This is a genomic window from Citrobacter sedlakii NBRC 105722 (assembly GCF_000759835.1).
Classification (GTDB): domain Bacteria; phylum Pseudomonadota; class Gammaproteobacteria; order Enterobacterales; family Enterobacteriaceae; genus Citrobacter_A; species Citrobacter_A sedlakii.
On record NZ_BBNB01000007.1, the window covers coordinates 109,406 to 131,034 of the forward strand.

The following is a 21,629-nucleotide window of genomic DNA, read 5'->3' on the forward strand; positions in this document are numbered from 1 at the left end:
CGCTCCTTTCATTACGCGCCGTTTTTCAACGCTTCAAGGTATTCCCAGCGCTCGAAGGCCTGTTCAAGTTCCTGCTCCGCTTGCGCTAAGTCGCCGAGAACCTGCTGCGTTTGTTCATGTGGCTGGCTAAAAAAGGACGCATCCGCAACCTGCGCCTGTAACGCCTCCAGTTTCGCCTCCAGTTCTTCCAGCAACTGAGGCAACTGTTCCAGCTCGCGCTGCAGTTTATAGCTTAGTTTGCTACTGCCGCGTTTTACAATTTCTGCTTTTGGGGCAACCACTTCTTGCGATTTCTTCACCGCTGACTGCGTAAACGCCAGATGCTGTTCCTGCTGCCCGCGCGCGTCGTGGTAACCGCCGACATAGCGGCCAATTTTGCCATTGCCTTCAAAGATCCAGCATTCGGTCACGGTATTGTCGACAAACTGACGGTCGTGACTAACCAGCAAAACAGTGCCCTGATAACCGTCGATCAGTTCCTCCAGTAGCTCCAGCGTTTCGACGTCCAGATCGTTGGTGGGTTCATCGAGGATCAATAAATTGCTGGGCTTAAGGAACAGCCGCGCCAGCAACAGTCGGTTGCGTTCACCGCCGGAAAGCGCGCGCACCGGCGTCATCGCCCGTTTAGGATGGAACAGGAAGTCCTGCAGATAGCCCAGTACATGGCGTGGCTTGCCATTCACCATCACTTCCTGCTTACCTTCCGCCAGGTTATCCATGACCGTTTTATCCGGATCCAGCTCGGCGCGGTGCTGATCGAAATAGGCCACTTCCAGCTTTGTGCCGACGTGGATACGCCCGCTGTCCGCCTTAAGCTGGCCCAGCATCAGTTTAAGCAAGGTGGTTTTACCGCAGCCGTTGGGGCCAATCAGCGCAATTTTGTCGCCGCGCTGCACCTGGGCGGAAAAATCGTTAACCAGCCGTTTGCCGTCGATCTGATAATTGACGTTTTCCATTTCAAAAACGATCTTGCCTGAACGGGTTGCTTCTTCAACCTGCATCTTCGCGGTGCCCATCACTTCGCGGCGTTCGCTGCGTTCGCGTCGCATCGCTTTGAGCGCGCGCACGCGACCTTCATTACGGGTACGGCGGGCCTTGATCCCCTGGCGGATCCACACCTCTTCCTGCGCCAGTTTGCGGTCGAACTCGGCGTTCTGTAACTCTTCCACGCGCAACGCTTCTTCTTTTTCCAGCAGATAGTGATCGTAATTACCCGGATAGGTCACCAGCTTGCCGCGATCAAGATCGACAATACGGGTCGCCATGTTGCGAATAAAAGAGCGGTCGTGGGAGATGAAAATAATCGTCCCGTTGAACGACTTCAGGAAGCCCTCCAGCCAGTCGATGGTTTCAATGTCGAGATGGTTAGTCGGTTCGTCCAGCAGCAGTACGCGCGGATTACTGACGAGCGCCCGGCCCAGCGCCGCCTTACGCAGCCAGCCACCGGAAAGCGCAGACAGCGCGGCGTTAGGATCGAGCCCCAACTGCGCCAATACTTCGTTGATCCGGTTTTCCAGTTGCCAAAGATTGTGGTGGTCGAGTTGCTCCTGCACCTTCGCCAGCTCGTTAAGGTTTCGCTCGCTCGGATCGGTCATCACCAGACGGGAAACGTCATGGTAACGCTTGAGGTATTCCGCCTGCTCCTCAATGCCTTCCGCGACAAAGTCGTACACGGTGCCTTCGACGTTACGCGGCGGATCCTGCTGCAACCGCGCGACGATCAGATCCTGTTCATAAATAATGCGACCGTCGTCCAGGCCCTGCTCACGGTTAAGGATCTTCATCAGCGTTGATTTTCCGGCGCCGTTGCGGCCCACCAGACAGACGCGTTCGTTATCTTCGATATGCAGTTCTGCGTTATCAAGAAGCGGCGCGTCGCTGAACGACAGCCATGCGCCATGCATACTGATCAATGACATTTACTTATCCTTTCAGGCTGCGGTAATCAGCCAGCAGTTGTGGATCTGGCGGTTGCGGGCAAAGTCCTGGGAAAGCGTTTTTTGGGTGATTTCTTGTGCTTTCAGCCCCAGCGCCGCCAGACCGTCGAGATCCATACGGAATCCGCGTTTATTGTTGGAGAACATGATCGTGCCGCCTTTACGCAGCAGACGCTTTAAATCTTTCATCAGCGCCAGGTGATCGCGCTGAACGTCAAACGCGTCCTCCATCCGCTTCGAGTTGGAGAACGTGGGCGGGTCGATAAAGATCAGGTCAAACTGTTCCGTCGCTTCGCGCAGCCAGGCGAGACAGTCGGCCTGAATCAGACGATGCGCGCGGCCACTTAAGCCATTCAGACGCAGGTTACGTTCCGCCCACTCCAGATAGGTTCGCGACATATCGACTGTCGTCGTACTACGCGCCCCGCCCAGGCCCGCATGGACGCTGGCGCTGCCGGTGTAAGAGAACAGGTTAAGGAAGTCTTTCCCTTTGCTCATCTGCCCCAGCATTCGACGGGCAATACGGTGATCAAGGAACAGGCCGGTATCAAGGTAGTCGGTGAGATTTACCCACAGGCGGGCGTTGTACTCACCGACTTCAATGAATTCGCCCTTCTCGTTCATCTTCTGATACTGGTTTTTCCCTTTTTGCCGTTCACGGGTTTTCAGCACCAGCTTGTTTGGCGCAATGTCGAGTACCGACAGCGTTGCCGCAATAATGTCAAACAGCCGCTGACGCGCCTTTTGCGCATCCACCGTTTTCGGCGGCGCATATTCCTGGATAACCACCCAGTCAGCGTAACGATCCACCGCGACGTTATATTCCGGCAGGTCGGCATCATACAGGCGATAGCACTCAATGCCTTCCTGACGGGCCCATTTATCCAGCTTTTTGATGTTCTTACGCAGACGGTTAGCGTAATCTTCCGCCACCGTGGCCGGTTTGCTGTCCGGCGTGGTTTCGGCAATATGATAATTCTTCTGCACACAATCCAACGGGCCGTTTTTCGCTTTGAACTGCTTGTCAGCGCGCAGTTGCAGGCTGCTGAGCAGATCCGGTGAAGCGCTGAACAGCGACAGATTCCAGCCGCCAAACTGGTTCTTCATCGTGCGCCCAAGCAGGCTGTGCAGCGCAATCAGCGCCGGCTCGCTGTCCAGACGCTCACCGTACGGCGGGTTGCTGATCACCGTCCCGTACGGTCCTGTCGGCAGCGGGTTGCTCAGTTGCGCTACGTCTTTCACCTCAAACGAGATCAGCTCGCCGATCCCCGCGCGACGGGCGTTGCTGCGCGCGCGTTCGATCACCCGCGCGTCGCTATCGGAGCCGTAAAAACGCGAACCATAATCCGCCAGACCTTTGCGCGCTCGGGTTTGCGCGTCGGCTTTCACTTCCTGCCAGATGGCTTCGTCGTGTTGCGCCCAGCCACTAAAGCCCCAGCGCCCACGGTGCAGACCCGGCGCGCGATCGGTGGCCCACATTGCCGCTTCAATCAGCAACGTGCCGGAACCACACATCGGATCAAGCAGCGGCGTCCCCGGTTGCCAGCCGGAACGCATCACAATCGCCGCGGCCAGCGTCTCTTTGATGGGCGCAAGACCGGTTCGGTCGCGATAGCCGCGCAGATGCAGGCCGTCACCGCTTAAGTCCAGCGCGATACTGGCGGTGTCTTTATTCAGCCAGACGTTAACGCGGATATCCGGCGATTCACGGTCCACATTCGGACGCGGTAAATTCTTACGGGTAAAGGAATCCACAATCGCGTCTTTAACCTTCAGCGCGCCGTACTGGCTGTTGCGGATGGTGTCGTTCAGGCCGCTAAAGTGAACAGCAAAGGTGGCGTCCGGGGAAAACATCGCCGTCCAGTCGATCGCCATAACCCCCAGATAGAGATCTAAGTCACTGTAAACTTTGCACTCACTCAACGGTAAAATAATGCGCGAGGCCAGGCGACTCCACATCAGGCTCTGGTAAACAAGCCGGGTGTCGCCCTTGAAATGGACACCACCCTGAACAACCTGACACTCTACGGCGCCGAGGCTTTCCAGTTCAGTTTTTAACAGCTCTTCCAGCCCACGGGCCGTACTGGCAAACAAAGAATTCATATCGTCACTTATACTCGAAGAAAATTGCTGCGCATTATAGCTAAACTGACGCCTATGTCATAAAGTTGAAGGCTTATTTCTTTCGAGGGACTGTACCGTGCTGACGTTAACCCGCCTATTCATTCACCCTGTCAAATCCATGCGCGGCATTGGACTGACCCATGCACTGGCAGACGTCAGCGGACTGGCTTTCGATCGGATTTTTATGATAACCGAAGCGGACGGCACCTTCATTACCGCCCGTCAGTTTCCGCAGATGGTACGTTTTACCCCCTCACCTCTGCATGATGGCCTGCATCTGACCGCGCCGGATGGCAGTTCCGCCATCGTCCGGTTTAACGATTTCGCCGCACAGGACGCGCCGACGGAAGTATGGGGGAATCATTTTACCGCCCGCATCGCACCGGAGGCCATCAACCAGTGGCTGAGCGGCTTCTTTTCCCGCGCCGTGCAGTTGCGCTGGGTCGGGCCTCAACTCACCCGCCGGGTTAAGCGCCATGCGAGCGTCCCACTCTCCTTTGCCGATGGCTATCCTTATCTGCTGGTGAATGACGCCTCGCTGCGCGATCTTCAGCAGCGTTGCCCGGCAGGGGTTCAGGTTGAACAGTTCCGCCCGAATCTGGTGGTTTCTGGTGCCAGCGCGTGGGAAGAGGACACCTGGAAAGTGATTCGCATCGGCGGCGTTATCTTTGACGTGGCGAAACCCTGCAGTCGCTGCATTTTTACCACCGTCAGTCCGGAAAAGGGGCAGAAACACCCGTCGGGTGAACCGCTGGCGACGCTTCAGACCTTCCGCACCGCGTCGGATAATGGCGATGTGGATTTCGGTCAGAATCTGATCGCCCGAAACAGCGGCGTCGTCCGGGTCGGCGATGAGGTGGAGATTTTGTCAACCGGCCCCGCGCGCGTCTATGGCGCGGCCGATACGGATGACATCCCCGACGCCGCGCCGCAGGCAGACGCCTCGGTCAGCATTGACTGGCAGGGACAGGCATTTCGGGGTAATAATCAGCAGGTGCTGCTTGAACAACTGGAAAACCAGGGAATTCGCATACCCTATTCTTGTCGGGCGGGGATTTGCGGCTGCTGTCGCATCACATTGCTGGAAGGCGAAGTGACTCCGCTGAAAAAGTCCGCGCTGGGCCCGGACGGCACAATTCTGAGCTGTAGCTGTGTGCCAAAAAGCGCGCTGAAGCTGGCGCGTTAAACCGCCTGTTCCAGACTGTAGCTGCTGGCGGTCAACTGCGGCTTCAGTCTGTCGTTCATGATCTTTATCGCATCGCCAAGCTGCATCGTTCGTCCCGCCACCACGACGCCGGGCTGAGCAAGTAAGCACAGCGCGGCGTTGTCGCCAGGTTCCACCACCAGCAAATTGACCTGTTCCTGGGTATCGCTTAACCAGACGCAGGCGGTATCGCCTGTCGTCGGCGACCAGTTATCATTATGCGCCACAAAGTGCCAGCTTTTCGGCATTTGCGGCTTCAGATAACGAATCGCCACCAGCGCATTGAGCACCAGTTCCGCTTTTTGTTCCCGGGAAAGCTCCAGGTCACGGCATTTTTCTTCAAAGGAGAAGTAAAGCGCTGCGTCATCGACGCAGAAACCAGACGGCGAAAATGCATCCGGGGTGAGCATTTTGCGGGCAAAACGCGAGCGAAATAACATGCCATTGGCTAAATCGAGCATCATACGGTCATGCTCTTCGTCATAATACCAGCGCCAGTTATCGTCAGGTTTAATTCGCATTTTTCTCTCCCCTCTCCATTGACCTGTTGCAAAATTGTCCCTTTTTGCCGCTTCGCTTATTGCTTTTATAAGCAAAGCTTAAAATGTCTAAATAAGCAACAGTGAAAGAATATAAAACAACCAAGCGCGGAAATAAACCCCTGGTTGTCTGATATTCTGATATAGCGCGGGAAAAAAAATCAAATATGGGTAACGATTTCTTTAATCAGCGGCGGACCTTTAAAAATAAAACCGGAATAAATCTGTACCAGTGTTGCCCCGGCGGCCATCTTCTCGCGGGCGGCGATGACCGAGTCGATCCCACCTACGCCAATAATGGGCAGTTGGCCTTTTAATTCCTGGGAAAGTCGACGGATAATTTCTGTGCTTTTTAATTGCAGCGGACGACCACTTAAACCGCCCGTTTGATCGCAATTTTTCATTCCCTGGACCAGAGAACGATCGAGTGTTGTATTGGTCGCAATAACACCATCAATATTATGGCGAACTAAACTGTCGGCAACCTGGATCAGTTCGTCTTCTGAAAGATCCGGCGCGATCTTGACGGCGATCGGAACATATTTTTGATGGATCGTTTGCAGATCGTTTTGTTTATTTTTAATTGCGCTTAGCAGATCGTCCAACGCGTCGCCATATTGTAAGGTACGTAGTCCCGGTGTATTTGGCGAGGAGATATTAATCGCGATGTAACCGGCATAAGCGTAGATTTTTTCCATACAAATCAGATAGTCATCTTTACCCTGCTCGACCGGTGTGTCTTTATTTTTACCGATATTAATGCCGAGCACGCCGTCATAATGGGCCTTTTTAACATTCTCAACCAGGTTATCCACCCCGTGATTATTAAAGCCCATGCGGTTGATCAACCCTTCAGCATCAACCAGGCGAAAGAGCCGCGGCTTGTCGTTGCCCGGCTGCGGACGTGGAGTAACGGTGCCGATCTCGATCGAACCAAACCCCATCGCGCCCAGGGCGTCGATACATTCGCCGTCTTTATCCAGACCGGCAGCCAGTCCAAGGGGATTCTTAAAGGTTAACCCCATGCAAGTGACCGGCCTGGCTGGTACTTTCTGGCGGACTAACGCTTCAAAAGGCGTACCCTTAATGCGGCGTAATTGCTGAAACGTAAATTCATGAGCGCGCTCTGGATCGAGCTGAAAAAGGGCTTTACGAACGAAGGGGTAGTACATGAACTCTCCTGGATTCCCGGTGTGCAGACCGGGGGCGTATTATGGGTGATATCGCACAAAAAGGGAATTGACCTGCGGCAATAAAAAGCAATCGTTTCCCCCGCTGTGCCCTTTTTATGCTTTTTTCACATTTTCTATCCCGCATAAATCATTTCGGTTCCCGCCTCTCCTCTGACAGACTGCAAAAAATGTTATCAATGTTACTTAAAAGCAAACATTAAGTTATAAGGGAGAAGGCAACTATGCGCGTCATCACTCTGGCGGGAAGCCCACGCTTCCCCTCTCGCTCCAGTGCATTACTGGAATACGCCCGTGAAAAGCTCAACGCGCTGGACGTGGAGGTTTGGCACTGGAATCTGCACAACTTCGAACCGGCAGATCTGTTATATGCGCGCTTCGACAGCCCGGCGTTGCACATCCTGACGGAACAGCTTAAGCAAGCGGATGGCCTGATCGTCGCCACACCAGTCTATAAAGCAGCCTATTCCGGCGCCCTGAAAACACTGCTTGATATGCTTCCGGAGCGGGCGCTGGAAGGCAAAGTGGTGTTACCTGTGGCCACGGGGGGTACCGTTGCGCATCTGCTTGCCGTTGACTATGCGCTAAAGCCGGTGCTTAGCGCCCTCAAGGCGCAAGAAATCCTGCACGGGGTCTTTGCCGACGATACCCAGATCATTGAGTATCAACATGCCCCCCGCTTCACCCCCAATTTACAGTTGCGGCTCGACGACGCGCTGGAAACCTTCTGGCAAGCACTGCATCGCCGCGAGGTTCCCGCCCCAGCCTTCACGGTTCAGCGAGGCGCGGCTCATGCTTAACTTGCTAAAACAACCTTTACTGGCATTCGGCGGCCTGCTGGCGCTTTCAGCCGCAACCTTCGCTGCGCCTTCGTCACCAGACGCGCTGCGCATTGGTTATCAGAAAGGCAGCATCAGTATGGTTCTTGCCAAAAGTCATCAACTTCTGGAAAAGCGCTATCCGCAGACCCGTATTTCCTGGGTCGAATTCCCGGCCGGACCGCAGATGCTTGAAGCCCTTAACGTGGGCAGTATCGATCTGGGCAGCACCGGCGATATTCCGCCGATTTTCGCTCAGGCCGCCGGCGCGGATCTGGTCTATGTCGGCGTTGAACCGGCGAAACCGAAAGCGGAAGTGATACTGGTGCCGGAATCCAGCCCCATCCGGACGGTGGCGGAGCTGAAAGGGCATAAAGTGGCGCTTCAGAAAGGTTCCAGCTCGCACAACCTGCTGTTACGCGCACTCCAGCAAGCTGGATTGAAATTTACCGATATCCAGCCAACGTGGCTAACGCCTGCCGACGCCCGCGCCGCTTTTCAGCAGGGTAACGTAGATGCCTGGGCGATTTGGGATCCTTACTATTCTGCGGCGCTGTTGCAGGGTGGCGTGCGCGTGCTTAAGGACGGTAGCGACCTGAAACAAACCGGTTCGTTCTATCTCACCTCACGTCCCTACGCAGAGAAGAACGGCGTGTTTATTCAGGGCGTGCTGGACACCTTTAGCCAGGCCGACGCGCTGACGATTTCGCAACGCCCGGAAAGCATTACCTTGCTGGCGAAAACCATGGGATTACCGGAACCGGTGATCGCCGCCTATCTCGATCATCGCCCGCCGACCACCATTTCCCCGGTCAGCGCTGCCGTTGCGGCGCTGCAACAACAAACGGCAGACCTGTTTTACGACAACCGTCTGGTGCCAAAAAAGATTGATATTCGCCAGCGCATCTGGCAACCCACTCAACAGGAAGGAAAACAGCTATGAGCCTGAATATGTTCTGGTTTTTACCGACTCACGGTGACGGCCACTTTCTGGGAACGGATCAGGGTTCTCGTCCGGTGGATCACGGTTATCTCCAGCAGATCGCGCAGACGGCCGATCGTCTGGGATTCACTGGCGTACTGATCCCGACCGGGCGTTCCTGTGAAGATGCCTGGCTGGTCGCCGCCTCGATGATCCCGGTCACCCAGCGTCTTAAGTTCCTGGTGGCATTACGGCCAAGCGTCACGTCGCCCACGGTGGCGGCACGCCAGGCGGCGACGCTTGACCGGCTCTCTAACGGTCGGGCGCTGTTCAACCTGGTGACCGGTAGCGATCCACAGGAACTGGCGAGCGATGGGGTCTTTCTCGATCACACCGAGCGCTATGAAGCCTCCGCCGAGTTCACCCAGGTCTGGCGACGGTTATTGCAGGGTGAAACGGTTGATTTTAACGGCAAGCATATTCATGTAAATGGCGCGAAACTGTTTTTCCCGCCGGTTCAGCAACCGTATCCACCGCTCTATTTTGGCGGTTCCTCCGAGATTGCGCAGGAACTTGCTGCGGAGCAGGTTGATCTGTATCTGACCTGGGGTGAACCGCCCGATCAGGTAAGAGAGAAAATCGCCCAGGTGCGCGCTAAAGCAGCGGCTCGCGGGCGCACCTTGCGCTTTGGTATTCGTTTGCATGTGATTGTGCGCGAAACCAACGAAGAGGCCTGGCGCGCGGCGGACCGGCTGATCGCGCATCTCGATGACGAAACCATCGCGAAAGCGCAGGCCGCTTTCGCCAGGACGGACTCCGTGGGGCAGCAACGGATGGCGTCACTGCATAACGGCAAACGCGATAATCTGGAAATCAGCCCTAACCTGTGGGCAGGCGTGGGGCTGGTGCGTGGCGGCGCAGGCACAGCGCTGGTGGGAGACGGCCCAACGGTGGCGGCGCGTATTCAGGAATATGCCGCGCTGGGTATCGACAGTTTTGTGTTATCTGGCTATCCGCATCTGGAAGAGGCCTGGAAGGTCGGCGAACTACTCTTCCCGCACCTTGACGTTGCTATACCGGACGTTCCGCAGCCGCAGCATCTGCATTTGCAGGGAGAAGCCGTGGCGAATGACTTCATTCCGCGTAAAGCCGCCCAAAGCTAAGGAGGATGAACATGGCTACGCCCCTTGAAAAAAGATTGTTGCACGCTGCCCCCTGGTTTTTGCCGGTGGGTATTGTGGCGGTCTGGCAACTTGCTTCCTCCCTGGGCTGGCTTTCCGGTCGCATTTTTCCGTCGCCGGAAGGGGTGATCGCCGCGTTCTGGACGCTTTCCGCCAGTGGTGAGCTTTGGCAGCATCTGGCAATCAGCGCCTGGCGCGCGCTGATCGGCTTTTCGATCGGCGGTTCGCTCGGCCTGGCGCTGGGCCTGGTCAGCGGCCTGTCGCACTGGGGAGAACGCCTGCTGGATACGTCCATTCAGATGTTGCGCAACGTACCGCATCTGGCGCTAATTCCACTCGTCATCCTGTGGTTTGGCATTGACGAAACCGCGAAGATCTTTCTGGTGGCGCTGGGTACGCTGTTTCCGATTTACATCAACACCTGGCATGGGATCCGCAATATCGATCGCGGACTGGTGGAGATGGCGCGCAGTTATGGGCTTTCCGGTTTGTCGCTGTTTTTGCATGTGATTTTACCCGGCGCCCTGCCCTCGATCATGGTTGGGGTTCGTTTTTCACTTGGACTAATGTGGCTGACGCTCATCGTGGCAGAGACCATCTCGGCCAATTCCGGTATCGGCTACCTGGCAATGAACGCCCGGGAATTTCTGCAAACGGATATCGTCGTCGTCGCCATTATTCTTTACGCCCTGCTCGGCAAGCTCGCCGATGTCAGCGCGCAACTGCTGGAGCGCCTCTGGCTGCGCTGGCATCCCGCTTATCAATTGAAAAAGGCCGCTGTATGAATACCGCCCGACTGAACCAGGGTACGCCGCTCCTGCTGAATGCGGTGACAAAGCGATATGCGCGAAACACGGTGCTGAACGGGTTGGATCTGCATATTCCGGCCGGTCAGTTTGTCGCGGTGGTCGGACGTAGCGGTGGCGGTAAAAGCACGCTGCTGCGCTTGCTCGCCGGGCTGGAGGCGCCCACCGACGGCGCGTTACTGGCAGGTACTACGCCGCTGACGGAGATGCAGGGGGACATCCGCATGATGTTTCAGGATGCGCGCCTGTTGCCGTGGAAGTCGGTGATGGATAATGTCGGTCTGGGACTGAAAAGCGGCTGGCGGAACGCCGCACGTCAGGCGCTGTCTGCAGTAGGGCTGGAAAACCGGGCGGAGGAATGGCCCGCAGCGCTTTCCGGTGGACAAAAGCAGCGAGTGGCGCTGGCACGCGCGCTTATCCATCGTCCCGGGTTGCTGTTACTTGACGAGCCGCTCGGGGCGCTGGATGCGCTGACCCGACTGGAAATGCAGGATCTTATCGTATCACTGTGGCAGGAACATGGCTTCACGGTGCTGCTGGTGACCCACGACGTCAGCGAGGCTGTGGCAATGGCCGATCGCGTACTGCTGATCGAAGCGGGCAAGATCGGGTTGGATCTTACGGTGGATATTGCGCGACCACGTCGTCGGGGGTCCGTGCGTTTAGCGGAGCTGGAAACGGAGGTGCTGCAACGGGTGATGCAGCGAGGCGAAACGACGCAACCGGTGCGTCGGCATGGCTGATTAACCGCATGCTGTCGCCTGGTCAAATCAGCGCCACCCGGTAAATTACCCGGTGGCGCTGATTATTTATCGCCCCTAAGAAACGGCAGGTCGACGCATCAGGCAAGCGCTTTCGCGATCTTCTCGAACAGATCGCCGGACAGATTCTCCAGCCCTTTTAACTGTTCAAGCGCGGCGCGCATTTTTTCCTGGCGCGGCTGGTCATAACGCTTCAGACGAATCAGCGGTTCTATCAGCCGCGACGCCACCTGCGGGTTACGGCTGTTCAGCTCGGTTAACATGTCAACCAGGAACTGGTAGCCACTGCCGTCCTCGGCGTGGAAAGCCGCCGGATTACTGCCTGCGAAGGCGCCAATCAGCGAACGCACGCGGTTCGGGTTGCTCATACTGAACGAACGGTGCTTCAGCAAGCCGCGCACCGTTTCCAGCACATTTTCCGCAGGGCTGGTGGATTGCAGGATAAACCATTTATCCATCACCAGGCCATCCTGATGCCACTTATCATCATACTCCTGCATCAGCGCGTCGCGGCACGGTAGCTGTGCGGCCACCGCTGCAGAGAGCGCGGCCAGCGCATCGGTCATATTGTTGGATGTATGGTATTGCTTGCTCACCAGCGTATCGGCAAGCTGCGTTTCGCCAAAGGCGAGGAAACGCAGGCAGATATTGCGTAAGGTGCGCTTACCGATATCCCCGTGCTCCACACGATACGTGTCCAGATGATTCGCGTTATAGATCGCGAGGAATTCATCTGCCAGTTCTGTCGCCAGCGTCCGGGTCAGGGCTTCGCGTACCTGGGCAATCGCCAGCGGGTCGATAATCTCAAACAGTTCAGCCATTTCATTTGCGGAAGGCAGCGTCAAAATTTCCGCCGCCAGCGCCGGATCAATCGTCTCATCCAGCAGCACCGCGCGGAAGGCGTCGGCAACATGCACCGGCAGCGAGAGCGGTTGCCCCTGCTGAACGCGCGCGACGTTCAGTTTGATCCAGGTCGCCAGCAGGCTCTGCGCCGCATCCCAGCGCGAAAAGTCGTTACGCGCGTGACGCATCAGGAAGGTCAGCTGCTGATCGCTCCATTTATATTCCAGTTTCACCGGCGCGGAAAACTCGCACAGCAGCGCCGGAACGGGCTGGAAATAGACGTTATCAAAAACAAACGTTTGTTCCGCCTGCGTGACGTTGAGCACCGGATTCACCGGATGGCCCCCCTTGCGCAGCGGGATCACCTTACCTTCGTTGTCATACAATTCGATGGCAAACGGGATGTGCAGCGGCAGTTTTTCCGCCTGATCCGGCGTAGGTGGCGTGCGCTGGCTGATGGTCAGCGTGTACTGTTCGGTTTCCGGATTGTAGTCATCTTTAACCGTCACAATCGGGGTGCCGGACTGGCTGTACCAGCGACGGAAATGGGAGAGATCGATATTGGACGCGTCCTCCATCGCCTGGACAAAGTCGTCGCAGGTAGCGGCGCTGCCGTCATGACGCTCAAAATAGAGCTGCATTCCCTTCTGGAAGTTTTCTTCTCCCAGCAGCGTGTGGATCATACGGATCACTTCCGCCCCCTTTTCATAAACCGTCAGGGTATAGAAGTTATTCATCTCGATGACTTTGTCCGGGCGGATGGGGTGCGCCATCGGACTGGCGTCCTCCGCAAACTGTAACCCACGCATCGTACGCACGTTACTAATGCGATTTACCGCGCGGGAACCGAGATCGGAGCTGAACTCCTGGTCGCGGAACACAGTTAAGCCTTCTTTCAGGCTCAACTGGAACCAGTCGCGGCAGGTGACGCGGTTACCGGTCCAGTTGTGGAAATATTCATGACCGATCACCCGTTCAATATCGAGGTAGTCTTTGTCGGTGGCGGTGTCGGTTCGCGCCAGCACGTATTTGGAGTTAAAAATGTTGAGGCCTTTGTTCTCCATCGCGCCCATATTAAAGAAGTCGACAGCGACAATCATATAAATGTCGAGATCGTATTCCAGACCAAAGCGCTCTTCGTCCCACTTCATGGAGTTTTGCAGCGAAGTCATCGCCCATGGCGCGCGGTCCAGATTGCCGCGGTCAACGTACAATTCCAGCGCCACTTCCCGGCCTGAACGGGTGGTAAACGTATCGCGCAGCACGTCGAAATCGCCAGCCACCAGCGCAAACAGGTAGCACGGTTTCGGGAACGGATCCTGCCACTGAACCCAGTGGCGACCGTTATCCAGGTCGCCCTCTGCAACGCGGTTGCCGTTAGACAGCAGGAACGGATATTTGGCTTTATCGGCGATAATTTTGGTGGTAAAGCGCGCCAGCACGTCTGGTCTGTCGAGATACCAGGTGATATGGCGAAAGCCTTCCGCTTCGCACTGGGTACACAGCGCGTCGCCGGACTGGTACAGCCCTTCCAGCGCGGTATTTGCCGCGGGGCTGATCGCATTAACAATGCGCAGGGTAAAACGCTCGGGCAAATTGCTGAGGACCAGTTGGCCCTCGTCTTCTTTATAGTCCGTCCACGGTTCATCGTTAACATGGACGGAGATCAGCGTCAGCGCTTCGCCATCGAGTTTAAGCGGAGCATCGGATGCGCCATGACGAACAGCCTGGCTCACTGCCGTGACCAGGGTTTTTTCAGCATCCAGGTCAAAGGTCAAGTCAATATCAGTAATCTGGTAATCCGGCGCACGGTAGTCGTGGCGGTATTTGGCTTGTGGCTGTTGTGTCATAAAAAAACCTTTCGCATCTTTTATAGAGTCTCGACTCCAGTCTATTCCTGTTGCGCAAATCGCGCTACGCAGAATGTTCATCTTTTCAGGCACAAAGCCTCTTGTTGCTACATTTTTATAACACGAGGCACGAAATGCACTCGACCCGAAAGTCAGCTTATGGTGTGATCGGGGTTCAATAAATCGCTAAACAAGGTATACTCCAGCGGTTTTCTTAGTTGTTTATTGTACTAAACGCTCCCGTGAGAGGATGCTACTGCGCACCTATGACACAATTCGCTTCTTCTGTTCTGCACTCGTTGCTGGATACAGACGCTTATAAGTTGCATATGCAGCAAGCCGTATATCACCACTACTATGATGTGCAGGTAGCGGCGGAATTTCGTTGCCGTGGCGACGATCTGCTGGGTATTTATGCTGACGCCATTCGCGAGCAGGTCAACGCCATGCAGCATCTTCGCCTTCAGGAAGATGAGCATCAGTGGCTCTCTGGACTGCCTTTCTTCAAAGCGGATTACCTGAACTGGTTGCGCGATTTTCGCTATAACCCGGAGCAGGTCTCGGTCAGCAATGATAACGGTAAGCTCAATATCCGCTTAACCGGCCCGTGGCGTGAAGTCATCATGTGGGAAGTTCCCCTGCTGGCGGTGATAAGCGAGCTGGTGCATCGTTATCGTTCTCCGGAAGCGGGCGTCTCTCAGGCGCTTGATACGCTCGAAAGTAAACTTGTCGATTTCTCTGCGTTAACCGCCGATCTCGATATGTCTCACTTCCACCTGATGGATTTCGGCACCCGCCGCCGTTTTTCCCGCGAAGTGCAGCAGGCCATTGTCCAGCGCCTGCAGCAGGAGCCGTGGTTTGTCGGCACCAGCAACTACGATCTCGCTCGTCGTCTCTCCCTGACGCCGATGGGAACCCAGGCCCACGAATGGTTTCAGGCGCATCAGCAAATCAGCCCGGAACTGGCGACCAGTCAGCGTGCGGCGCTCGCAGCGTGGTTGCATGAATACCCTGACCAGTTGGGGATCGCCCTGACCGACTGCATTACCATGGATGCGTTCTTGCGCGACTTCGGCGTCGAGTTCGCCAGTCGTTATCAGGGGTTGCGGCATGACTCCGGCGATCCGGTGGAATGGGGTGAGAAAGCTATCGCCCACTATGAAAAACTGGGCATCGACCCGCAGAGTAAAACCCTGGTCTTTTCTGATAATCTCGATCTGCGCAAAGCGGTCGATCTGTATCGCCACTTCTCTTCACGGGTGCGGCTGAGCTTCGGCATCGGTACGCGCCTGACCTGCGATATTCCGCAGGTTAAGCCGCTGAACATTGTTATCAAGCTGGTGGAGTGTAACGGCAAGCCCGTTGCCAAGCTGTCCGACAGCCCAGGAAAAACCATTTGTCACGACAAAGCGTTTGTTCGCGCGTTGCGCAAAGCCTTCGATTTACCGCATATCAAAAAAGCCAGTTAACAGCTTAAGGGAGCCGCTACGGCTCCCTTTTCACGTTTATTTCCGAAATCTTCTTATTTGCTAACGAATTCTGCTTGTCTGATGGCAGATGCCAGGTAACATAGGTATTCCCCCGTTTCGGGGACGTGTTTTTATATTGGACTACTAACAGAGAGAATATTATGAGCGTTGTGCCTGTAGCCGACGTACTCCAGGGCCGCGTAGACGTTGACAGCGAAGTCACCGTGCGCGGATGGGTACGTACCCGCCGAGATTCAAAAGCTGGCATCTCCTTCCTCGCCGTTTATGACGGTTCCTGCTTTGATCCTGTACAGGCCGTCATTAATCATTCTCTGCCCAATTACAATGAAGAAGTGCTGCGTCTGACCACCGGTTGCTCGGTTATCGTTACGGGTAAGGTAGTGGCCTCACCGGGACAAGGGCAAAGTTTCGAGATTCAGGCGACGAACGTGGAAGTCACCGGTTGGGTGGAAGATCCGGACACCTACCCGATGGCGGCGAAGCGCCACAGCATTGAATACCTGCGTGAAGTGGCGCATCTGCGTCCGCGCACCAACATGATTGGCGCGGTCGCCCGCGTTCGCCATACCCTGGCGCAGGCGCTGCATCGTTTCTTCGACGAACAGGGCTTCTTCTGGGTGTCCACTCCCCTTATTACCGCGTCCGATACCGAAGGCGCGGGCGAAATGTTCCGTGTGTCGACGCTGGATCTGGAAAACCTGCCGCGTAACGAGCAGGGCAAAGTCGATTTCGATAAAGACTTCTTTGGTAAAGAGTCATTCCTGACCGTATCCGGCCAGTTGAACGGCGAAACTTACGCCTGCGCACTGTCGAAGATCTACACCTTCGGCCCGACCTTCCGTGCCGAAAATTCCAACACCAGCCGTCACCTGGCTGAGTTCTGGATGCTGGAGCCGGAAGTCGCGTTTGCTAACCTGAACGACGTCGCCGGACTGGCGGAAGCCATGCTGAAATATGCCTTCAATGCAGTGCTGACTGAACGTGCGGACGACATGAAGTTCTTCGCGGAGCGCGTAGACAAAGAAGCGATTTCACGTCTGGAACGCTTCATTGAAGCTGACTTCGCCCAGGTGGACTACACCGATGCGGTCACGATCCTGGAAAACTGCGGTAAGAAATTTGAGAACCCGGTGTACTGGGGCGTCGATCTCTCCTCGGAGCATGAGCGTTATCTGGCGGAAGAGCACTTTAAAGCGCCGGTCGTGGTGAAAAACTATCCGAAGGACATTAAAGCGTTCTATATGCGCCTTAACGACGACGGGAAAACCGTTGCCGCGATGGATGTTCTGGCGCCGGGCATTGGCGAGATTATCGGTGGCTCCCAGCGTGAAGAACGTCTGGATGTACTGGATGCCCGAATGCTGGAAATGGGCCTGAATAAAGAAGATTACTGGTGGTATCGCGATCTGCGTCGCTACGGTACGGTTCCGCATTCTGGCTTTGGCCTCGGCTTCGAACGTCTGATCGCCTACGTCACCGGGGTGCAGAACGTACGTGACGTGATCCCGTTCCCACGCACACCGCGCAACGCGAGTTTCTAATCTCGACGTCAAAAGGCCAGCGCTGCTGGCCTTTTTATGATATCAACTGTCAGTTTCTGTGAATAATTTGGCAGCAATGTAAAGATCAACCGCCTTCCCCTTCCGTCCTGTTACGTCATATTTCAGCGTCATATTTCATACAAACCAAAATCCCTGATATCACTACGGATTAGTTTATTCTCATCCATTAGTACTTTTTTTAAACAATTGCACAGCATTCCAGACGGCTACAACACGGCATACGCGAAAACAAAGGTGCTGATTTTCTGTTCGATTTTTTACACTTATCTGAATTAAAGATAAGAAAATCATATATATAGATATGACTGCCGATATTTGAAGCGGAAACAGGTTCGAAACTTGATATCGTTCACAAAGTTCCAAAAATGAAACATATAGTTACATATTTTTTCTTTTTGAAACCAAATCTTTATCTTTGTAGCACTTTGACGGTAGCGGAACGCTGGTTTGAATGGAAAGATGCCTGTCAGACACATAAAGACACCAAACTCTCATCAATAGTTCCGTAAATTTTTATTTACAGAAATTATTGGCGGCAGTGGCAGGTGTCATAAAAAAACCAATGAGGGTAATAAATAATGATGAAGCGCAATATTCTGGCAGTGGTGATCCCTGCCCTGCTGGCTGCCGGTGCGGCAAACGCTGCAGAAGTCTATAACAAAGACGGCAACAAACTGGATCTGTACGGTAAAGCGGTAGGTCTGCATTATTTTTCTAAAGGCAACGGTGAGAACAGCTACGGTGGCGATGGCGACCAGACCTATGCCCGTCTTGGTTTCAAAGGGGAAACACAGATTAATGACCAACTGACCGGTTACGGTCAGTGGGAGTATCAATTCCAGGGTAACAACTCTGAAGGGGGTTCTGACGCGCAGAGCGGCAACAAAACCCGTCTGGCGTTCGCGGGTCTGAAATTCGGCGACGCGGGCTCCTTCGACTACGGTCGTAACTACGGTATCGTTTACGATGCGCTGGGCTACACTGATATGCTGCCTGAATTTGGCGGCGATACCGCCTACAGCGATAACTTCTTTGTGGGTCGCGTGGGCGGCGTTGCGACTTACCGTAACTCCAACTTCTTTGGTCTGGTTGAAGGCCTGAACTTCGGCGTTCAGTACCTGGGCAAAAATGAGCGCGCAAGCACCTATGAGGTTGACGGCGATGACAACAACTTCAGCGACGTGCGTCGTTCTAACGGCGACGGCTGGGGTGGCTCTCTGAGCTATGAGTTCGAAGGCTTCGGCATCGTCGGTGCTTACGGCTCCGCCGATCGTACCAATGCGCAGACTAACCCGGCTTTGCGTGGCCAGGGTGATAAAGCTGAGCAGTGGGCAACCGGTCTGAAATATGATGCGAACAACCTCTATCTGGCGGCAAACTACGGTGAAACCCGTAACGCAACGCCAATTAGCGGCGGTTTTGCTAACAAAACCCAGGACATCCTGTTAGTCGCACAGTACCAGTTCGACTTTGGTCTGCGTCCGTCCATCGCCTACACCAAATCTAAAGCGAAAGACGTAGAAGGTATTGGTAATGAAGATCTGGTGAACTACGTGGAAGTTGGCGCCACTTACTACTTCAACAAAAACATGTCCACCTACGTTGACTACATCATCAACCAGATTGATTCTGACAACAAACTGGGCGTAGGCTCCGACGACACCGTCGCAGTCGGTATTGTTTACCAGTTCTAATAGCAGACCCCTTTGTTAAATGCCTCAAAAACAGGACTTCGGTCCTGTTTTTTTATGCCTGTCAGCGGAATCTCGCGACTTCACAAAACCTTGAGAGTTTTCACGTCTAACGGTTGGCATTTTGTAAATCTCCCGTTAACCTGATAGCGGAATTCCCTTCTGTAACCACAATGGAACCTCGTCATGTTTGAGAACATTACCGCCGCTCCTGCCGACCCTATTCTGGGCCTGGCCGATCTGTTTCGTGCTGATGACCGCCCTGGGAAAATTAACCTCGGGATCGGTGTCTATAAAGATGAAACTGGCAAAACGCCGGTGCTGACCAGCGTTAAAAAAGCCGAGCAGTATTTACTCGAAAATGAAACAACAAAAAACTACCTCGGCATTGACGGTATTCCGGAATTTGGCCGTTGCACCCAGGAGCTGCTGTTCGGGAAAGGCAGCGCGCTGATTAACGACAAGCGCGCACGCACGGCGCAAACACCAGGCGGCACCGGGGCGCTACGCGTCGCGGCAGACTTCCTGGCGAAAAACACGGCGGTAAAACGCGTATGGGTGAGCAACCCGAGCTGGCCGAACCATAAGAGCGTCTTTGGCTCTGCGGGTCTTGAAGTCCGTGAGTATGCGTATTACGACGCAGAAAACCATGCGCTCGACTTCGACGCGCTGCTGAACAGCCTCAGCGAAGCCCAGGCAGGCGATGTGGTACTGTTCCACGGCTGCTGCCACAACCCAACCGGCATTGATCCGACGCTTGAGCAGTGGCAAACGCTGGCTCAGCTTTCTGTCGATAAAGGCTGGCTGCCGCTGTTTGACTTCGCATACCAGGGATTTGCCCGTGGTCTGGATGAGGACGCTGAAGGGCTGCGCGCTTTCGCCGCGCTGCATAAGGAGCTGATTGTTGCCAGCTCCTACTCAAAGAACTTTGGTCTGTACAACGAACGCGTGGGCGCCTGTACGTTGGTCGCCGCCGATGCGGAAACCGTTGATCGCGCGTTCAGCCAGATGAAGTCTGTCATTCGCGCCAACTACTCTAACCCGCCAGCCCACGGCGCTTCCGTTGTCGCCACCATTCTGAGCAACGACGCGCTGCGCGCGATTTGGGAGCAAGAACTGACCGACATGCGTCAGCGCATTCAGCGCATGCGTCTGCTGTTCGTGAATACCCTGCAGGAAAAAGGGGCAAACCGAGATTTCAGCTTCATTATTAAGCAGAACGGCATGTTCTCCTTCAGCGGCCTGACCAAGGAACAGGTGCTGCGTCTGCGCGAGGAGTTCGGTGTTTACGCCGTCGCCTCCGGTCGGGTTAACGTTGCCGGAATGACGCCAGACAACATGGCGCCGCTGTGCGAAGCCATTGTCGCGGTTCTGTAAGCGACCCGGAAAACAGAAAGCCCGCTGAAACAGCGGGCTTTTTTACTGGCGCGTGACACCGGCCTGGAGCCTGGCTACATACCGTTACCAGACAGGCATTTCATCCTGGAGGAAAGGATTATGCAGACGTTCGTACCCCAGCGTCGACAGCGGCCCATGCCCCGGAATAAAGGTCACCTCATCGCCTAACGGCAGCAGCTTACGCTTAATGGAGTCAATTAACTGACTATGGTCACCGCGTGGAAAATCGCTGCGCCCCACCCCGCCTTTGAAAATCACGTCCCCGGATATGAGCAACTGAGACGATTCATCAAAAAAGACGATGTGTCCTGGCGTGTGGCCCGGGCAATGTAACACCTGTAAAGTCACATTCCCTACGCTGACAGTCTCTCCTTCATTCAACCAGCGGTCAGGCGTCAAAGGCTGACACTCGTCGAGGCCGAACATGCGACTCTGGGCAGGCAGTCCCTCAAGCCAGAACTGATCTTCTTTTTCCGGACCGATAATCGGGACGCCGTAGTGCTGCGCCAGCTCTGCCGCCGCTCCCACGTGATCGAGATGTCCGTGAGTGAGCAGGATCTGCATCAGCGTTACACCGCTGGCGTCCACTTCCTGTTTGATTTTCCCGGCATCGCCACCAGGATCGACCAGCGCTGCCAGACGGGTTTGCTCACACCAGATCAAGGAACAGTTCTGGGAGAACGCGGTGACCGGAATAATACGATAGTTCATACTTCCCCTGTTTCGTTAATCACCAGTGCCGTACGGGACCGGTGTCAATATGCACAAAGTTACTGCGTGGGTAGTATCCTACACCACCAGCGCGCATAGATAACGCGGCTTTGCGAATATTGCTTAACGAAACGCCTTCAATATGGAAATCCATTGCCTGGCCTTTGGTGTGGTAGCTTTTTTTAGCGACTCCACGACTGTGGGCGCGCAATTCATTATTGGTATCGAGCGAACGATAACCGGAAATCAACTGGACGGGTTTACGGGAGCCGAGTAGCCCCTGCAGGCGGAAAAGCTGGTCAAACAGTCCTGGATCGATGGACTTCACCTTGTTTGCGCGGTAGTCGCGGAAAAAATGGTTAAGTTTGGCTAATTCATCCTGAATGTAAGCTCTGCCATCAAAAAATTCCGCTTTGATTGACTCACCGGTATGAAGATTATTGAGAGTCAAAATACGCGGACGCGGGGTAGAGAGAGTGGCAAACGCAGGCACGGGCAAGATGGCAGCTCCCAGGGCAGCACCACCTAACGCCAGCAGTTTGCGGCGATTAGCGTCAAAATTGTCCATGGTAATAAGGTCTACAGGTAAAAGGTCATCAACA

The 21,629-nt window shown here is 54.9% G+C and carries 17 protein-coding genes; 10 read left to right on the top strand and 7 right to left on the bottom strand.

Annotated elements, in window-relative coordinates; all coding sequences use genetic code 11:
- Positions 1-11 precede the first annotated feature (11 nt).
- Together CSE01S_RS10960 and rlmKL are read right to left on the bottom strand one after the other, a co-directional pair.
- Complete coding sequence (locus CSE01S_RS10960) at positions 12-1,919, bottom strand: ABC transporter ATP-binding protein (RefSeq protein ID WP_042288035.1); 1,908 nt, start codon at positions 1,917-1,919, stop codon at positions 12-14.
- A 12-nt stretch (positions 1,920-1,931) separates the two neighbouring features.
- Positions 1,932-4,040: a bifunctional 23S rRNA (guanine(2069)-N(7))-methyltransferase RlmK/23S rRNA (guanine(2445)-N(2))-methyltransferase RlmL gene (gene rlmKL, locus CSE01S_RS10965; RefSeq protein WP_042288037.1), complete on the bottom strand. Its 2,109-nt coding sequence runs from the start codon at positions 4,038-4,040 to the stop codon at positions 1,932-1,934.
- Positions 4,041-4,137: 97 nt separating this feature from the next.
- Here rlmKL and CSE01S_RS10970 point away from each other — a divergent pair, with 97 nt between their 5' ends.
- Positions 4,138-5,247 (top strand): YcbX family protein, encoded by a 1,110-nt coding sequence (locus CSE01S_RS10970; protein ID WP_042288040.1) that lies wholly within the window; start codon positions 4,138-4,140, stop codon positions 5,245-5,247.
- On the opposite strand, the gene zapC is transcribed toward CSE01S_RS10970, so the two are convergent.
- Together zapC and pyrD are read right to left on the bottom strand one after the other, a co-directional pair.
- A complete protein-coding gene (zapC, locus tag CSE01S_RS10975) occupies positions 5,244-5,786 on the bottom strand; it encodes a cell division protein ZapC (protein ID WP_042288043.1) in 543 nt (180 codons plus the stop codon). The two genes, CSE01S_RS10970 and zapC, sit on opposite strands and share 4 nt — an antisense overlap.
- Before the next feature lie 179 nt (positions 5,787-5,965).
- The gene (gene pyrD, locus CSE01S_RS10980; RefSeq protein WP_042288046.1) at positions 5,966-6,976 is read right to left on the bottom strand and encodes a quinone-dependent dihydroorotate dehydrogenase; all 1,011 of its coding nucleotides are present in this window, start codon (positions 6,974-6,976) and stop codon (positions 5,966-5,968) included.
- 242 nt (positions 6,977-7,218) lie between these two features.
- Here pyrD and ssuE point away from each other — a divergent pair, with 242 nt between their 5' ends.
- Genes ssuE through ssuB form a run of 5 tightly spaced genes read left to right on the top strand, consistent with a single transcriptional unit; the run spans position 7,219 to position 11,464 of the window.
- Entirely contained in the window at positions 7,219-7,794 is a 576-nt protein-coding gene (ssuE, locus tag CSE01S_RS10985; protein WP_042288049.1) for an NADPH-dependent FMN reductase, read from the top strand.
- Positions 7,787-8,755 carry a sulfonate ABC transporter substrate-binding protein gene (locus CSE01S_RS10990; RefSeq protein WP_042288051.1) on the top strand — a complete coding sequence of 323 codons (969 nt, stop codon included), beginning with the start codon at positions 7,787-7,789 and terminating at the stop codon, positions 8,753-8,755. Before ssuE ends, CSE01S_RS10990 begins: the two co-directional genes overlap by 8 nt.
- Positions 8,752-9,897, top strand: a complete 1,146-nt coding sequence (gene ssuD, locus CSE01S_RS10995; protein ID WP_042288054.1) for an FMNH2-dependent alkanesulfonate monooxygenase — start codon at positions 8,752-8,754, stop codon at positions 9,895-9,897. Before CSE01S_RS10990 ends, ssuD begins: the two co-directional genes overlap by 4 nt.
- A gap of 11 nt (positions 9,898-9,908) precedes the next feature.
- Positions 9,909-10,700, top strand: coding sequence for an aliphatic sulfonate ABC transporter permease SsuC (gene ssuC, locus CSE01S_RS11000; RefSeq protein WP_042288057.1), 792 nt, complete (start codon positions 9,909-9,911; stop codon positions 10,698-10,700).
- On the top strand, positions 10,697-11,464 hold the full coding sequence (gene ssuB / locus CSE01S_RS11005; RefSeq protein WP_042288061.1) for an aliphatic sulfonates ABC transporter ATP-binding protein: 768 nt from the start codon (positions 10,697-10,699) through the stop codon (positions 11,462-11,464). The genes ssuC and ssuB overlap by 4 nt, the downstream gene beginning before the upstream one ends.
- 98 nt (positions 11,465-11,562) lie before the next feature.
- Here the strand turns inward: ssuB and pepN are convergent, their stop codons facing one another.
- Entirely contained in the window at positions 11,563-14,175 is a 2,613-nt protein-coding gene (gene pepN, locus CSE01S_RS11010) for an aminopeptidase N (RefSeq protein ID WP_042288065.1), read from the bottom strand.
- Positions 14,176-14,441: 266 nt separating this feature from the next.
- On the opposite strand from pepN, the gene pncB reads away from it, so the two are divergent.
- The 4 genes from pncB (at position 14,442) to aspC (ending at position 20,295) form a co-directional block, all read left to right on the top strand.
- Entirely contained in the window at positions 14,442-15,644 is a 1,203-nt protein-coding gene (gene pncB, locus CSE01S_RS11015) for a nicotinate phosphoribosyltransferase (protein WP_042288068.1), read from the top strand.
- Positions 15,645-15,805: 161 nt separating this feature from the next.
- On the top strand, positions 15,806-17,206 hold the full coding sequence (asnS, locus tag CSE01S_RS11020; protein ID WP_042288071.1) for an asparagine--tRNA ligase: 1,401 nt from the start codon (positions 15,806-15,808) through the stop codon (positions 17,204-17,206).
- A gap of 599 nt (positions 17,207-17,805) precedes the next feature.
- On the top strand, positions 17,806-18,921 hold the full coding sequence (gene ompF / locus CSE01S_RS11025; RefSeq protein WP_042288074.1) for a porin OmpF: 1,116 nt from the start codon (positions 17,806-17,808) through the stop codon (positions 18,919-18,921).
- 183 nt (positions 18,922-19,104) lie between these two features.
- On the top strand, positions 19,105-20,295 hold the full coding sequence (gene aspC / locus CSE01S_RS11030) for an aspartate transaminase (protein ID WP_042288078.1): 1,191 nt from the start codon (positions 19,105-19,107) through the stop codon (positions 20,293-20,295).
- Between the two features lie 84 nt (positions 20,296-20,379).
- Here the strand turns inward: aspC and CSE01S_RS11035 are convergent, their stop codons facing one another.
- A complete protein-coding gene (locus tag CSE01S_RS11035; protein ID WP_042288081.1) occupies positions 20,380-21,027 on the bottom strand; it encodes an MBL fold metallo-hydrolase in 648 nt (215 codons plus the stop codon).
- Between the two features lie 19 nt (positions 21,028-21,046).
- A complete protein-coding gene (gene mepK, locus CSE01S_RS11040; protein ID WP_042288084.1) occupies positions 21,047-21,595 on the bottom strand; it encodes a peptidoglycan L,D-endopeptidase MepK in 549 nt (182 codons plus the stop codon).
- Between the last annotated feature and the right edge of the window lie 34 nt (positions 21,596-21,629).